The organism is Ornithinimicrobium ciconiae, assembly GCF_007197575.1.
In the GTDB taxonomy this organism is placed as follows: domain Bacteria; phylum Actinomycetota; class Actinomycetes; order Actinomycetales; family Dermatophilaceae; genus Ornithinicoccus; species Ornithinicoccus ciconiae.
In genome coordinates this window covers 388,995-403,666 of record NZ_CP041616.1, presented here as the reverse complement: position 1 = coordinate 403,666, position 14,672 = coordinate 388,995, and the positions used below count along the sequence as shown (strand labels likewise).

The 14,672-nt window shown below is 71.2% G+C and carries 13 protein-coding genes; 6 read left to right on the top strand and 7 right to left on the bottom strand.

The features are described 5' to 3' along the window. Positions 1-81: 81 nt before the first annotated feature. The 3 genes from FNH13_RS01770 to FNH13_RS01760 form a co-directional block, all read right to left on the bottom strand. Positions 82-2,352 carry an ATP-binding cassette domain-containing protein gene (locus FNH13_RS01770; RefSeq protein WP_165699975.1) on the bottom strand — a complete coding sequence of 757 codons (2,271 nt, stop codon included), beginning with the start codon at positions 2,350-2,352 and terminating at the stop codon, positions 82-84. A gap of 91 nt (positions 2,353-2,443) precedes the next feature. Beyond that, on the bottom strand, positions 2,444-4,270 hold the full coding sequence (locus FNH13_RS01765; protein WP_143781865.1) for a serine/threonine-protein kinase: 1,827 nt from the start codon (positions 4,268-4,270) through the stop codon (positions 2,444-2,446). 52 nt (positions 4,271-4,322) lie between these two features. Continuing rightward, positions 4,323-4,784, bottom strand: coding sequence for a hypothetical protein (locus tag FNH13_RS01760; protein WP_143781864.1), 462 nt, complete (start codon positions 4,782-4,784; stop codon positions 4,323-4,325). A 237-nt stretch (positions 4,785-5,021) separates the two neighbouring features. On the opposite strand from FNH13_RS01760, the gene rfbA reads away from it, so the two are divergent. Both rfbA and FNH13_RS01750 read left to right on the top strand, forming a co-directional pair. Then, a complete protein-coding gene (rfbA, locus tag FNH13_RS01755; RefSeq protein ID WP_143781863.1) occupies positions 5,022-5,885 on the top strand; it encodes a glucose-1-phosphate thymidylyltransferase RfbA in 864 nt (287 codons plus the stop codon). Positions 5,886-5,975: 90 nt separating this feature from the next. Continuing rightward, a complete protein-coding gene (locus tag FNH13_RS01750) occupies positions 5,976-7,397 on the top strand; it encodes a polysaccharide biosynthesis tyrosine autokinase (RefSeq protein WP_143781862.1) in 1,422 nt (473 codons plus the stop codon). Between the two features lie 78 nt (positions 7,398-7,475). Here FNH13_RS01750 and FNH13_RS01745 read toward each other — a convergent pair whose 3' ends face one another. Both FNH13_RS01745 and FNH13_RS01740 read right to left on the bottom strand, forming a co-directional pair. Then, positions 7,476-7,838 (bottom strand): hypothetical protein, encoded by a 363-nt coding sequence (locus tag FNH13_RS01745; RefSeq protein WP_143781861.1) that lies wholly within the window; start codon positions 7,836-7,838, stop codon positions 7,476-7,478. Continuing rightward, positions 7,835-8,704 (bottom strand): nucleotidyltransferase family protein, encoded by an 870-nt coding sequence (locus FNH13_RS01740; RefSeq protein ID WP_143781860.1) that lies wholly within the window; start codon positions 8,702-8,704, stop codon positions 7,835-7,837. The genes FNH13_RS01745 and FNH13_RS01740 overlap by 4 nt, the downstream gene beginning before the upstream one ends. A gap of 117 nt (positions 8,705-8,821) precedes the next feature. Between FNH13_RS01740 and FNH13_RS01735 the strand changes: the two genes are divergently transcribed. Genes FNH13_RS01735 through FNH13_RS01720 form a run of 4 tightly spaced genes read left to right on the top strand, consistent with a single transcriptional unit; the run spans position 8,822 to position 13,056 of the window. Next, positions 8,822-9,919, top strand: coding sequence for a sensor histidine kinase (locus FNH13_RS01735; protein ID WP_228266532.1), 1,098 nt, complete (start codon positions 8,822-8,824; stop codon positions 9,917-9,919). After that, positions 9,912-10,529: a response regulator transcription factor gene (locus FNH13_RS01730; protein ID WP_143781858.1), complete on the top strand. Its 618-nt coding sequence runs from the start codon at positions 9,912-9,914 to the stop codon at positions 10,527-10,529. The genes FNH13_RS01735 and FNH13_RS01730 overlap by 8 nt, the downstream gene beginning before the upstream one ends. A gap of 43 nt (positions 10,530-10,572) precedes the next feature. Continuing rightward, positions 10,573-11,394: an ammonia-dependent NAD(+) synthetase gene (nadE, locus tag FNH13_RS01725; RefSeq protein WP_143781857.1), complete on the top strand. Its 822-nt coding sequence runs from the start codon at positions 10,573-10,575 to the stop codon at positions 11,392-11,394. A 3-nt stretch (positions 11,395-11,397) separates the two neighbouring features. Next, positions 11,398-13,056: a hypothetical protein gene (locus FNH13_RS01720; RefSeq protein ID WP_143781856.1), complete on the top strand. Its 1,659-nt coding sequence runs from the start codon at positions 11,398-11,400 to the stop codon at positions 13,054-13,056. Between the two features lie 174 nt (positions 13,057-13,230). Here FNH13_RS01720 and FNH13_RS01715 read toward each other — a convergent pair whose 3' ends face one another. Beyond that, on the bottom strand, positions 13,231-13,416 hold the full coding sequence (locus FNH13_RS01715) for a hypothetical protein (RefSeq protein ID WP_143781855.1): 186 nt from the start codon (positions 13,414-13,416) through the stop codon (positions 13,231-13,233). Next, complete coding sequence (locus FNH13_RS01710; protein WP_143781854.1) at positions 13,413-14,600, bottom strand: glycosyltransferase family 4 protein; 1,188 nt, start codon at positions 14,598-14,600, stop codon at positions 13,413-13,415. The genes FNH13_RS01715 and FNH13_RS01710 overlap by 4 nt, the downstream gene beginning before the upstream one ends. Between the last annotated feature and the right edge of the window lie 72 nt (positions 14,601-14,672).

Below are 14,672 nucleotides of genomic sequence, written 5' to 3'. Positions count from 1 at the left end.
TGGCTGCCGGGCCGGCAGCGCTGATGGGGTGCCAGCACGCTGGCACTCCTGCCCAACCCTAACGAGGGTCCGGCAGCGTCCTCACCGCCGGCGGGAGCGATAGCGCCGCCCCAGGCGCCGGTGCGCCAACCCGGCGAACCCGGCACCGAGCAGCGTCAGCACGGCGCTCGCGCGCAGCCAGGACCAGGCAGTGTGCTGCCACAACGGATCGTCGGCGTGCGGCACGAAGGCGTTGACGTCGGCGGTCGCGGCCACCGCGGCATAGCCCCAGCGGGACGGCGAGAGCCACGCCACTTGTTCCAGTCCCACCCGGCCCTCGATCGGGAACAGCCCGCCGCTGAGCACCAGCTGGACCATCACGAGCACCACCAGCAGCGGCATCATCTGCTCGGCCCGTCCCACCGAGGCGGAGACCCACAGCCCGAGGGCGACGCTGGCCAGCGAGCACAGCCACAGGGCCACCACCAGCTCCAGCGCGGGCCACCCCAGCAGCACCGCGTCCGCCGGGCCCGTGCGGAAGCTCAGGGTCACCGCCACCAGGACGAGGCACTGCACGAGGGTGAGTCCGCCCAGCACAGCTAGCTTGGACAGCAGGTATGCCGTGGGGGACAGTCCCACGGCACGCTCGCGCACATAGATGGCCCGCTCTCCGATGAGGTCACCGATCGCGGCCGCCAGGCCGATGAAGACCGCGCCGACGACGAGCACCATCAGGATCTGGGTGGGCTGACCGGTGGGTTCGGCTCCGGCGGCGGGCGGCCCCAGCCCCTGATCACCGGGGACGGCGAGAGCGAGCGCCGCGAGCGCAAAGGGCATGAGCGCCAGGAAAGCGAGCCGGGTCGGGTCAGCGAGCAGGACCCGCAGCTGGCGTCGCACCAGGGTCGACACCTGGTGCCACTGGCTCTGCTGGCGGCCCTGCGCGGGAGGCTCGATGTTCTGGTGGCCGCGACTGCGGGTCAGCGGGGTCTCCACGTGCCGCTGATGGGCTGCGGACTGACGGAACCGCGCAGCGACTCCCTCCGGATCGTCCTTGGACCGGTCCAGCACCTCCCGATAGCTCGCGGCGTCGAAGTGCTCCAACACCCCGCTGGGCTCGCCGAAGTAGGCGACCCGTCCACCCACGGCCAGCACCAGCACCCGGTCACACAGCTCCAGCCCCTCTGCCGAGTGGGTGATGACGACCACCGTCCGCCCTCCGTCGGCCAGCCGGCGGAGCAGCTCCATCACCTCGCCCACCAGTTGCAGGTCCAACCCCGAGGTGGGTTCGTCGAGCAGGATCAGCGAGGGTCCGGTGAGCAGCTCCAGTGCGACCGAGACCCGTTTGCGCTGCCCACCGGACAGTGCCTCGACCCGGGTGTCGGCGTGCTCGCTCAGCCCCAGCTCGGCCATCACCTCCTCCACGCGGGACGAGCGGTGCGCGGGGTTGAGGTCATCGGGAAACCTGAGCTCGGCGGCATACTCCAGCGCATGCCGGGTGGAGAGCTGGGGGTGGACCACGTCGTCCTGCGGCACGACGCCGATCCGCTGCCGGAGGCTGGCGAGGTGCTGATAGAGGTCGCGTCCGTCATACAGCACCTGGCCGGAGGTGGCCGGTTGGTCGCCGGAGAGGGCGTCCAGCAGGGTGGTCTTGCCGGCCCCGGAGCCGCCGATGACGGCCATCAGGCTCGAGCCGGGCAGGGCAAAGCTGACCTCCTGCAGCAGCGCCCGCCCGTCCGGCAGGGTGAAGGACAGGGCGTCGGCTGCGAACGGGATGTCGCCGTCGTCGTCGTCGCGCCGCAGGACCCCGTGGTGCAGCCGGAATCCGTGCCGGCCGACGGTGAGCAGGCTCCCGGGGGCCAGTCGGGTGCGGACCACACGCTGGCCGTCGACAAAGGTGCCGTGGCGGCTGCCCAGGTCCTCGACGAACACCCCGGCGGACTCCCGCACGACGCGCACGTGGCGGCGTGAGACGAGCAGGTCCTCCACCACGACATCGCAGTCCGGGTCGCGCCCGACGATCAGGGCGTCACCGGGTGCCGAGAGCGAGGGTCCGGTATGCCGGGGGGCCGGGCGGTCCTCGACCGTCGCCGGGGCGCTCGCCGGGGCGACGCCCACCATGGCTCCGCCGTCGCCGCCCAGGACCAGCGTGAAGGGTGGTCGGGCGCTGCCGGCACCGCCGAGCGGAGCAGCGTCCAGGACCGTGCCGTAGCGGCTGTCGAGGTCGGTGATCAGGCAGTCGGTTCCGGTGTGCCGGAGGGTGACGTGTCGGCGCGAGACGCGCGGACTCTCGAAGCGCACGTCGGCGAGCTCGTCCCGGCCGAGCAGCAGCTGTTGGCCAGGGGACAGCACCCAGCGGTCAGTACCGGTGCTCACCACCAGGTCGCCCAGGCCACTGGCAGGGGAGCCGCTCTCTCCGGCAGTCCTGTCAGCGGAACTTCCCGCGCCGGGCGTGGGCCGCATCCGGTCAGTCGTCCTCGGGCTCGGGCACCTCGCCCGGCAGGCCCAGGAGGTGGATGTCGCCGAGCACCAAATGAGGGTCTTGATCATCAAGAGCGGTGAACTCGATGCGCAGCCGCAGGACGTCGGTCACGTCGACCTTCATCGCGACGGGGTCACCGAGGACGACGCGCTCGCTCCACAGCTTGCGCTGGTCCGCGAAGACCTCGACCTGCACCTGCTCCGTGGCGCTTGTCGCATTGTCAGACCTGCCCACGGTCGCGACCAGTTGGCGATACCCGCGACTCAGGTTCCACTCGCGGAAACCGCTGGTCCCATAGGGCCACGAGCCGCCCACCAGCGACCGCGGATAACTCTCTCCGTCGAGTTCCGCGGTCTCGGAGCGGAACTCGTCACTCTCCACAGAGGACAGGGAGTCCATGTAGACCATCACCGGCCGCCGCGCGACGGTCAGTTCGACGGTGTCCGGCCAGGCCTCGCCCGCCGCGACGCTCTGCTCGAGCACGGTGTTGTCCACTGCCTTCTCATCGAGCTGCTCCACCACCTGGACCGTGACTCCGCGCAGGTCGGCGCGGGCCCCCGAGAGCGTGCTGCCCACCACGTCGGGCATCACCGCCGGCTCCTCGGTCGTGGTGGTCGTCTCGGACGGTTCCTCGGTCGTGGGCTCCTCCGTGGTGGGGTCCTGCGTGGTGGGCTCGGCGGTGGTCTCCTCCGCCGCCGCAGGGGTCGCCGCGGGGGCATCGGTCGCCGGTGCGGCGTCACCGTCGGCCTCGCTGCCATCCTCGGCATCTGCTGCCGCGTCCTCACCTCCAAGCAGGGTCTGCGACGCGAGATAGCCGCCACCGCCGAGCACCAGCGCAGCCACCGCCAGGCCGGCCACCAGTGCTCCGCGCCGGCGCCGCGGACGCTCCGGCTCCCGCGGCGGCGTCCAGGCCTCCTGACTGGGTGGCGGCGGTGACAGCTGGGTCGTGGGGCTGGGGATCGGCAGCGGCTCGGTGAGCCGGGCCGCGGCGGGGTGTCCGGCGAGAGAGACCCCCAGGTTGGTCAGATAGGGCGCGATCTGCGCCATCGTCGGGCGCTCGGCCGGGCCCTTGGCGAGCATGTCCCGGATGGCCGCCCACAACTGGTCGGGGATCCCGTCCGGGCGTGGGGCCGTGGCATCTCCGTGTCGACGGATGACCGCGAGCTGGCTGCCACCCTCAAAGGGGGTCACCCCGGCACACAGCTCATAGAGCACGATCCCCAAGGAGTAGACATCGGCGGCGCCGGTGGCCGGACGTCCCTCAGCGATCTCGGGAGCGACGTAGTTGGGCGTGCCCAGGGCCATCGTGGACCGGGTCGCGGCAGCGGCGTCCGCCAGCCGGGCGATGCCAAAGTCGGTGACGCGCGGCACGGTGGTCGTGCCGCTGCGGTCGAGCAGCACGTTCTCGGGCTTGACGTCCCGGTGCACGAGGCCAGCGGCATGGACCGCGGAGAGCCCGTTCGCGATGCCACCGGCCAGCTGCGCCGCCTGCGCGGGCGACAGGGTCCCCTCCTGCCGCAGCAGCGCCCGCAGGTCACCGCCGTCGACGAGGTCCATGACGATCGCGAGCGTCTCCCCCTCGATGACCAGGTCGTGCATCCGCACGACGTTGGGATGCTCGACCTGGGTGAGCGCGGAACGCTCCTGGACGAAGCGCTGCACCAGGGCTGGGTCCTCGGCGAACTCCGGTCGTAGCACCTTGAAGGCGAACGGGGCGCCCGCCTTGTCGCGACCCCGATAGACGGTGCCCATGGCGCCGGCGCCGAGCCGGTCGGTCAGGGTGTAGGTGCTCCCCAGTGGCTGTTCGTTCATGGTCGTTCCCTCTCGGGCTGGAGCGGCTGGACGGCGTGGTCAGGCGGTGTGCTCAGAAGGGGCGGGATCCACAGTGCTCGCCGGCGTAGTCATTGAGCCGGGTGTAGGAGCCGGAGTTGATCAGGCCTCCCGCCAGACCACCGACCAGGGCGCCGACGGGGTCGTTGACGGCCTCCTTGGCGGACTCGAGCATCTCCCGGTTGGTGTCCCGCACCCGCTCGGCGTCGGTGCGGATGTCGTCCGGGGCGACCTCGGCCAGCTCGTCGAACATCACCTGGAGGTCACCGAGGGCCGAAACCATCTGGGCGGTGCCGCCCAGCAGCCCGGCAGCGTCACCGCGCTCCGCGAGGGTGAGCGCGTTGCCCGTGGCGTCCTCGAAGCGCTCCCGGTGCAGGTCCATCACCTCGCAGAACGCCTCCGGAGTTCGCTCCGGTCCGCCGCACGCGCTCAGCGAGCTCGAGAGAGCGAGGGCCACGAGTAGCACCCCGGCCCCGGACCGTCTGAACCGCACCATCACCACGTCCTCCTCAACGGCCGCGTCGGCACCAAGGTGGGCGGCCCGGCCTGCGGGCGACGCCCCACCCAGGGCCTCGTCCCCGCAGGCTAGGAACGGGCCGTCGCGCCGCCGTCGCGGTTATGTCGCACCGTCGCCGTCCACCCCCCGGGCGGCCGGTGCCCGCCGGCCTTCGAACCACCGCCGGGCACCCTGGCTGGTGGCCGCCGTCAGAGTGTGCCCCTACGATGCGTGACCATGCGAGGAATCCTGTTGGCCGGGGGCACCGGGTCCCGTCTGCACCCGATCACCCTCGGGGTCAGCAAGCAGCTCGTCCCCGTCTACGACAAGCCGATGGTCTACTACCCGCTGTCCACGCTGATGCTGGCCGGCATCCGGGACATCCTGGTCGTCACCACCCCGCACGACGCCGCCGGTTTCGAGCGGCTGCTCGGGGACGGCTCGCGCCTGGGCATCTCCGTCACCTACGCGCAGCAGCCCAGCCCCGACGGGATCGCGCAGGCCTTCCTGATCGGTGCCGAGCACATCGGTCAGCAGACCAGCGCCCTGGTCCTGGGGGACAACATCTTCTACGGCTCCGGCCTGGGCACGCAGCTGCGGCGGTTCGACCAGCTCACCGGCGCGGCCGTCTTCGCCTACCGCGTGGCCGACCCCACGGCATACGGCGTGGTCGAGTTTGACGAGGACGGCAGGGCCCTGTCCCTGGAGGAGAAGCCCACGCATCCCCGGAGTCCGTATGCCGTCCCGGGGCTCTACTTCTATGACGAGACCGTGGTCGAGCGGGCCCGTGACCTGCGTCCCAGCGACCGCGGCGAGCTGGAGATCACCGACCTCAACCGCAGTTATCTCCGCGAGGGCAACCTGCAGGTCGAGGTGCTGCCGCGCGGCACCGCCTGGCTGGACACCGGCACCTTCGACGCACTGAACGACGCGGGCAACTATGTCCGCACCCTGGAGGGTCGCCAGGGACTCAAGGTCGGCTGCCCGGAGGAGGTCGCCTGGCGGATGGGCTTCCTCACGGACGACGAGCTGGCCGCACGGGCCGAGCCCCTGCTCAAGTCCGGCTACGGCAGCTATCTGCTGGCGCTGCTGGACGAATAGGCTCCACGGCGTGTCACGCGCTGTCCGTAGCCGCAGCGGCCTGCGGGTACGATAAGGTTCGCGACTTTGACTTAGTGGGGAGAACCACCGGTGCAGATCAACGAACTGCTCGCCATCCTGCGGACCAGGTGGCGCATCATCGTGGCCACCATCCTGGCCGTGGTCAGCGTGGCAGCGGTGATCACCCTGCAGACCCCACCGACCTATCAGGCCCACACCCGCGTCTACCTGTCGGCCCAGGGCGACCAGGGCTCGGTCAACATGTATCAGATGCCCACGGCGGAGCTGAGCACCATCCTCGAGGTCGCCCAGTCACCCGTGGTGCTCACCCCGGTGCAGGAGCAGCTGGGCCTGGAGCCCGGGCAGATCCTCAGCGTCAACGCTGCGGCCGAGACCGGCACCCCGCTGATCGACATCAACGTCTCGGCCCGCACCCCTGAGGCCGCGGCCGAGGTCGCTACCGCAGTGGCCAACAAGCTGGCCGAGGTCTCCCCGGACTTCTCCCAGATGCTGGCCGCCTCCGGCGGCGAGGTGCAGGCCCAGACGATCGTGGCGGCCAGCCCGCCCGGCTCACCGAGCAGCCCCAATGTCGCTCGCAACCTGGCTCTGGCCCTGCTGGCCGGGCTGTTCCTGGGGATCGGCTTTGCGCTGCTGCGCCACAACCTGGACACCCGGGTGCGCACCGCCCAGGACCTGGCCGACATGTCCGGCCACCCGGTGCTCGCGACGATCCCGCTGCGCAAGGGCGGTGACGAACACCAGGTCTTCATGGAGACCGACCCCTTCGGCTCGCACGCCGAGGCGATCCGCCGGCTGCGCACCAACCTGATGTTTGTCGACGTCACGACCCGCAAGCACTCGTTCCTGGTCACCTCACCGATGCCCAGCGAGGGCAAGACCACCACCGCCGTCAACCTGGCCCTGGCGATGGCTGATGCCGGCACCAAGGTCGTCCTGGTCGACGCGGACCTGCGCCACCCCTCGGTCGCCAAGACGATGGAGCTGGAGGGCGGCGTCGGGCTGACCACCGTGCTCCTGGGACGGGCCACGCTGGACGACATGCTGATCCGCTGGGGTCGCAGCGACCTCTATATCCTGCCGGCCGGTGAGATCCCGCCCAACCCCAGCGAGCTGCTCGGCTCGGAGGCGATGCACGACCTGTTCGTCGAGCTCCGCGAGCGGTTCGACTTCGTGCTCGTCGACACCCCACCAGTCCTGCCGGTGACGGATGCCACCGTGGTGGACAAGCTCACCGGTGGCTCGCTCATGGTCGTCGCGGCCAACCGCACCCGCAAGCGGCACGTGGCCGAGGCGCTGCGCACCTTTGAGATGTCCGGCGCCACCCTCGCCGGCACCGCGCTCAATATGGCGCCGGTCGACACCGCGTCCTACTACGGCTACTACCGCCAGGAGATGGACGCCAACGGTGGAGACACCGATGCCGACGAGCAGACCCTGCTGATGGAGGCCACCCGGCCCCGCTCGGCTGCCCGTTCGCGCGCCCGCCGCTGACCTCGCTCTGCCCGGCACCCGGCGGGTCACGACAGCGTCGGCAGACGCCGTCAGGTCAGCTGGTCGGACGCCGTCAGGTCAGCTGGTCGCCCGCACGACGAGGCCGGCCTCGCGCAACTCCTGCGCGAACTCGGTGATCGTCTCGGGGTCGATGTCCTCCGGCGGCACCCCCAACCTGCGGGCCACCTCCTCGACCACGTCCCCGGAAGCAGCGGTCAGCGCGCGGTAGAGCACGGCCGACACGCCCTCCAGGACGACCACGGGACCGTCGGGCAGCGGAGCCAGATAGACCACACCACCCGGAGCCTCCTCGTCCTCCTCGGGCGCGCCCTTCACGTCCACGACCGCGACGGCATAGGCACGCCACCACCGTGCAGCGACGGTGCCCTCAGCGCCAGGGTCCATCGCGGACTCGGCCGCCCGGCCCAACCCGGAGGTCACCGGGAGCGTCCCAGCCGGCGCAGGGCCGCGTCCTTGAGCTCGCCGGCTCCGCGCACGCCGCGGTGCACGAACTCACGGGAGATCTCCGCCCCGGTCGGGGCGCGCCCGAGCCGGTGCCCGAGGGCGTCGGTGTTGACCAACGGCAGGCGTCCCACCAGGGCCACCTTCTCCCGCAGGGTCCGGGCCGCGCGCACCCGGGCCAGCCACTCGGCACTGCGGCTGCTGTCCTCGAGGGTCGCCTTCCACATCCAGTACTCGCCCTCGCCGCGATGCTCCTCCAGCCTGCCCAGCGCCGCATCGAAGGCCACCTCGGCCCCGACCCGCGGCACCAGGTCCACGACCTCCTGCCAGGCTGGCTCATTCTCACGAAGGCTCTGGACGCGAGCGTCGTTGAGGACGGAGCGCCGGTTGCGCAGGTTGTTGAGGAGCAGCACCAGCCCCTGGCCGGAGGGAGAGGGGACGGGGCACGGCATACCCGCGATCTCGGCGGTGCGCCGGTCGGCCCAGAGCACCTCAAAGGTGCGGACCGGGTCGCGGTGCATCCCCGGGAAGTAGCGGTGCAGGTCGGCATAACCCCAGTGCGGGTGCGCCATCGTGGCGGCGTGCCCGAAGGGTGAGCCGGTGACGAAGTCGCTGTAGGACTCCCAGCCCAGCGCGGTCAGCTCGGCGATGAGGTGACCGACGGCTGCCGGGTCGACCAGGATGTCGGCATCGGTGCCCCCGCCGGGCGAGCGCAGCTCCTCATCGACGGCGACGCCCTTGATGTGCAACAGCCGGATCCCGATCCGGTCGGCGGCCTGCTGCACGGCGGCGTGCGCAAAGGCGGCACGGACGCGTCGGGGCACCAGGTCGGGGAGGACGGACACATTCCGATGCTAGTCGGGGCCCTGGCGGGCGTAGGTCCGGCGGTGGTGACAGGTGTCAGGTGGGGCCGGTGACGCCCGGACGTGGCACCGTCGAGGTCGATGCGGCAGGCTCGTGCCATGGCCCAGGCAGCGACCCCCTCCTCGACGGTCGACCCCTGGGAGCGGTTCGGCTGGCTGATGGGCGCGATCTGGCTGGTCTTCCTGGCCTTCCCGATCATCGCGCTGGCCACGGGCGAGGCTCCGACCGTATGGCGGGTGCTCGGGATCGTCGGGATCCTCACCTTCGCGGCGGTCTATCTGCGGTGCTTCATCGTCATCAGCGGGGTGGACACCTGGGACCAGGTGGTGCGCACCGGTCTGCGCCACCTGGCGGTCATGGCGCTGATCGCCCTGGCGCTGACCCCGCTGCTCGGCGTGGGCTCTCTGTCCCATCTGCCCTACATCGTGGCCCTGGCGATGTTCAGCCTGCCGTTGACCTGGGCCTTCGCGACAGCGGTGGGCGCGGTCCTGCTCTGCATCATCGTCCCGCTCGCGGTGGGGTCACTCACCGAGGACTGGTACTTCATCCTCATCGTCTCCCTGGTGGCACTGTCCACCGGACTGGTCCGCATCGTCGAGCAGCGGGGCCACGTCCACCGGGCGGCGCAGGCCGAGCTGGCCCTGGCCGCCGAGCGCGACCGGGTCGCGCGGGACGTCCACGACGTCCTCGGGCACAGCCTCACCGTGGTCACCGTCAAGGCCGAGCTCGCCGAGCGGCTCATCGAGACCGACCCCGTGCGCGCCCGGGAGGAACTGGCACAGATCCAGGCGTTGAGCCGGGTCGCGCTGGCCGAGATCCGGGCGACCGTCAGTGGCCTGCGGGTCGCGAGCCTGGCGGACGAGGTGGCAGCCGCCGACGCGGCACTGACCGACGCCGGGATCGAGGCCGACCTGCCAGAGGACCTCTCGGACGTCGACCCCCGGCACCGGGTGCTGACGGCATGGGTGCTGCGCGAGGCGGTCACCAATGTGGTGCGGCACAGCGGCGCCACCCGGTGCACCGTCGAGCTGGGCCCGGGGCGGTTGGTGGTGGCCGACGACGGGCGCGGTGCCGTCGGTCGCCGGGAGGGCAACGGCCTGCGCGGCATACGAGAGCGGGTTGCCGCCGCAGGAGGCACCATCACCCTGACCCCGGGACCGACCGGAGGCACCGTCCTGGAGGTATCCCTTGACTGACTCACCGATCCGCCTCCTGCTCGCCGACGACCAGGCGCTGGTCCGTGGTGCCCTCGCCGCGCTGCTCAACCTGGAGCAGGACCTCAGCGTCGTCGCCGAGGTCGGCCGTGGTGACGAGGTGCTCGAGGCCGCCCGCACCTCACAGGCGGACGTCTGCCTGCTCGACATCGAGATGCCCGGGATGGACGGCATCGAGGCGGCCGACCAGCTGCGCCAACACCTGCCGCAGGTTCGGGTCCTCATCGTGACGACCTTCGGACGTCCTGGCTACCTGCGCCGGGCGATGGACGTCGGCGCACGTGGTTTCGTGGTCAAGGACACTCCTGCCCGCGAGCTGGCCGAGGCGGTGCGCCGGGTCCACGCCGGGCTGCGCGTCGTCGACCCGGAGCTGGCCACCGAGTCGGTGCTCGGGGGCCCCAACCCGCTCACCGACCGCGAGCGCGAGGTCCTGCGCGAGGCGATCGCGGGAGGCACCGTCTCCTCGATCGCCGGGCGGGTCCACCTGTCGCAGGGCACGGTGCGCAACTACCTGTCCTCGGCGATCGGCAAGACCGGCACCGCGACCCGGGTGGAAGCGGCCCGGGTCGCCCAGGAGCGGGGGTGGCTCTAGCAGGCATCGCGCGACCGGCCACTGCCACGGGTAGATTCGCAGCATGACCAGGCAGCAGGAGATCATCGCAGAGCTCGGGGTGCGGGCGGAGTTCGATGCGGCGCAGGAGACCGAGCGGCGCATCACCTTCCTGGCGGACTATCTGCGCACCAGCGGCACCAAGGGTTATGTGCTGGGGATCAGCGGTGGTGTGGACTCCACGGTCTGCGGGCGTCTTGCGCAGCTGGCGTGCGAGCGGGTGCGCGCCGACGGGGGCGATGCCACCTTCCTCGCGATGCGGCTGCCCTACGGCGCCCAGGCCGATGAGGCCGACGCCGCGGCCGCGGTGCAGTTCGTGGGGGCCGACGAGACCGTGACGGTCAACATCAAGGAGTCCACCGACGCGATGTTCGCCGAGGTCGACGCGGCTGGCATCGACTTCACCACCATCAACCATGCCGACTTCGTCAAGGGCAACGTCAAGGCCCGGCAGCGCATGGTTGCGCAGTACCTCGCCGCCGGCGCCCGCTCGCTGCTCGTCCTCGGGACCGACCAGGCAGCTGAGGCGGTGGTCGGCTTCTACACCAAGTATGGCGACGGGGCCTGTGATCTCACCCCTCTGGCTGGGCTGACGAAGCGTCGGGTCCGTGCCGTCGCGGCCCACCTGGGCGCGCCTGAGCACCTGGTGGTCAAGGTGCCGACCGCCGACCTTGAGGACGGTCAGCCCCTGCAGCCGGACGAGGTGGCCCTCGGCGTGACCTATGAGGCGATCGACGACTACCTCGAGGGCAAGGACGTCTCCGACACTGATCGGGAGACGATTGAGGGCTGGCACGCCCGCACCGCCCACAAGCGTGCGATGCCCGTTGCTCCGGCCGACGTCTGAGCTGTGCCACGCCCACGCTGGGCGGTCGGGGCCGGGCTCTCCGTCACCGTCCTGGCCACAGCGCTGTTCCTGGGCGGATCAGTAGGTGTCCCACCCTGGGACGGGGTCTATCTGTTCCGTGACTTCGTGACGGTGCCGGACCCGGTGCTCGGGGCCAACACCCTCGGCGGTGACGGAGCGCCTCGGGCCGTGCCTCTGGATGCGGTGGTCGCCGCGCTCAGCGTCGTGCTGCCGGCCGGCCTGGTTGCCCGGGTGCTGCTGGTCGCCCCCCTGCTGCTCGTCGGCTCCGGCATGACGGTGCTGCTGCGGCGGTATGGTCCGGTCGCCACGAGTGTGGCAGCGGGCCTGGCCATCGCCAATCCCTATGTCGCAGAGCGCCTTCTGCTGGGGCAGGCACCCTCACTCCTGGGCTATGCCATGATCCCGTGGCTGGTGGGTGCGGCCCGGTCGGCGAAGTCACTGCCGGTCCGGGCGCTCCTCGTGCTCGCGGCCGCCGCCCCAGCCGCACTCACCCCGGTCGGAGCTGTCATGGCCGCCGTGACGGTGCTGGTCACTGCCCTTGCGGTGGGCCGCACCTCCCCGAAATTGCGCGACGGATCGACCAGGGCTCCCGCACAGCTGGGGGGACGAGCGCTGGAGGCCGCGGTGCTGCTGACGCCCGTCGCCCTGCTCTCCCTGCCCTGGGTGATCGCCGGGCTGCAGGATCCCAGCGCGGGGACCAGGCCGGAGGGCGCCGACGCTTTTGCGGTGCGCTCGGACGGACCGTTGGGGGTGATCGGCTCCGTCGCCACGCTGGGTGGGGTCTGGGCCGGTGGAGCCATGCCCTCCGCGCGCGACACCCTAGCGTTCGTGCTGCTGCAGCTCCTCCTGGTGCTCGGTGCGCTGCTCGCCCGGTCCACGGCCACCGCCTGGCCATTCCCGGCGCGCACCGTCCCCGTCCCGACCCGGCGCGCGCTGGATCTGGCAGTTGCGGCCTATCTGGGCACGGTGCTCAGCGTGCTGCTCCTGGCCGGCCCGTTGATGCCGCTGTGGCGGGCCGTCCAGCAGGTGCCCGGCGTCGCGCTGTTGCGCGACACCCACCGGTGGCTTGGCTGGGCCGCCTGTGGCGTGGCGGTGCTGTTCGCGATCGGACTGGCGGTCGCGGTCGACCGGATGAGGTGGAGCCGATGGGTCGCCGCCGGGCTGTCCCTGACCGCAGTGGCCCTCGCGGTGCTGACCGTGCCGGACGTCCCCAGCCGACTGGCCCGAGACCTGCATCCTGTGGCCCTGCCGGCCGAGTGGCACCAGGTCGTCGACCTCCTCAACGACGAGGCCGAGGGGCGCGTGCTGCTCCTGCCCTGGCAGCCCTTCCGTCAGGTCGACTGGGTGGGACCCACGCAGTTCCTCGACCCCTTCCCCCGCGCCCTGGAGGCGGAGGTGGTGCACGCCCGAGACCTTCTGGTCCGCCGGGGAGATCAGGAGTGGTTGGTCGGCGGGGAGGACCCCGAGATCGCCGCGGAACTCGCAGGCCCGGATGGCGTGCTCGACACAGACCTGCTGCGAGCGCAGGACATCAGCCACGTGCTGATCTGGCTCGGTTCACCCGGTGAACTGCCCAGCGGCGGCGGTGAGCTCCACCGCGCGCACAGCGGTGACGACTGGATGGTGCTCGAGATCCCCTGACCCCTCAACCCGGCGCAGTCCAGCGGCCTGAATTCCCCAGACGGCGTGGGAGACCTACGAAACCTCTCCGAGAAGGTGTGGGAGACCTACAAAGCCTCTCGGAAAAGGCGGAAGAGACCTACGAAACCCCTCCAAAAAGGCGGGGGAGACCTACCAAACCTCTCGGAAAATGGGTTACTCCCCGTAGCCGAGGAGCTCGCCGGCGGGGACCGGCTCGACCGGTCCGCTGTCCTTGGCGGTGCCGTCGTCGGGGCTGAAGCTGTTGACCACGGCAGCGGTGGCGGCGCCGGCGGCGCCCAGACCCACGACGAGAGCGAGGACCACGGGCACGACGCGGGCGGCGCTGGTGGACTGGCTCATGAGGACCTCCGGGTTGCTGATTTGATGGAAAGGTTAGCCGATGGGACGGGGTGTTCGTGATCGCCGAGGGCCGTCGGGTCGTGGCCCCAGGACGCGCGCAGGAGCAGGTGCTCCCAGGCACGCACGGTCTCGTCCCAGGTGAAGCGTGCGGCATGGGCGAGGGCGTTGTTGCCCAGGCGGATGAGGGTGTCCGGGTCGGTGAGCAGTCCATCGACCGCCGCCGTCATCTCCTCGAGGTCGTCGACCAGCAGCCCGGTCGTGCCGTCCTCGATCGACTCCGAGACCCCACCCGCTCCGCGGTAGCCGATCGCCGGCACCCCGTGGCTGGCGGCCTCCACCACCGACAGACCCCAGCCCTCCTTGACCGAGGGCACCAGCAGCAGGGAGGCAGCCGCCAGCTCGCGGTGCTTGGTCTCCTCGTCAACAAAACCCAGCAGGTCGACATACTTCTGCGCGCCGCAGGCGGCGACGTAGTCGCGCACCTCGTCGCGCCACCAGCCGTCGCCGACCACCCGCAGACGCAGACCCGGGTGCCGGTCACGCAGCCGACGGGTGAGGTCGATCGCGTGCTCGATCCGCTTGTGCTTCACGACCCGGCCCAGCACCACCAGGTGCGGTCCCTCGGTCTGCTCGGCGGTGACCTGCGGTGGCGGCTGCGTCCCGTTGTGGATGATCGCGACGTGGCGCGGCTCGACCCCCAGCTCGGCCAGCTCGTCGCGGGTGGAGCGGGAGACAGCGACATACTGCCGTCCGCGGTTGAGGCGCGGGGAGACCCGGGACTCGATGCCCCAGCCCAGCGCTGCCACAGGGGGGCTGAAGACGACCGGCCACTGCTCGCGGTGCACGTGGTGGACGAGCACGACGACAGGGGCTTGCGTGGCCCAGCCGGCGAAGAAGGGCAGGCCGTTCTGCACGTCGACCACCACGTCGAACCGTCCCTCGGTGGCCTCGAGCCGGCGGATCGCGCGCCGGGCCGCGGCATAGACGCCCGTGCGGGACCCGGCCCGCAGATAGCGCACCCCGTTGTGGTGCTCCTCCTTTGGCGCGTTGTCGTGCGCCGCGCACAGGAAGGTGAGGTCGTGCCCGGCAGCGGCCAGTCCCTCGGCGACCATCCGCGCATAGAGCTCAGCCCCGCCGCCCTCAGGGTGCGCGAGATCGCGCCAGTTGCACAGGGCGATCCGCATCGATCAGGACTCCGTCGTCGTGGGCCGGCAGCCGGGCGGCGCCGAATGGGTTACCGCATAGTAGCCGCATTA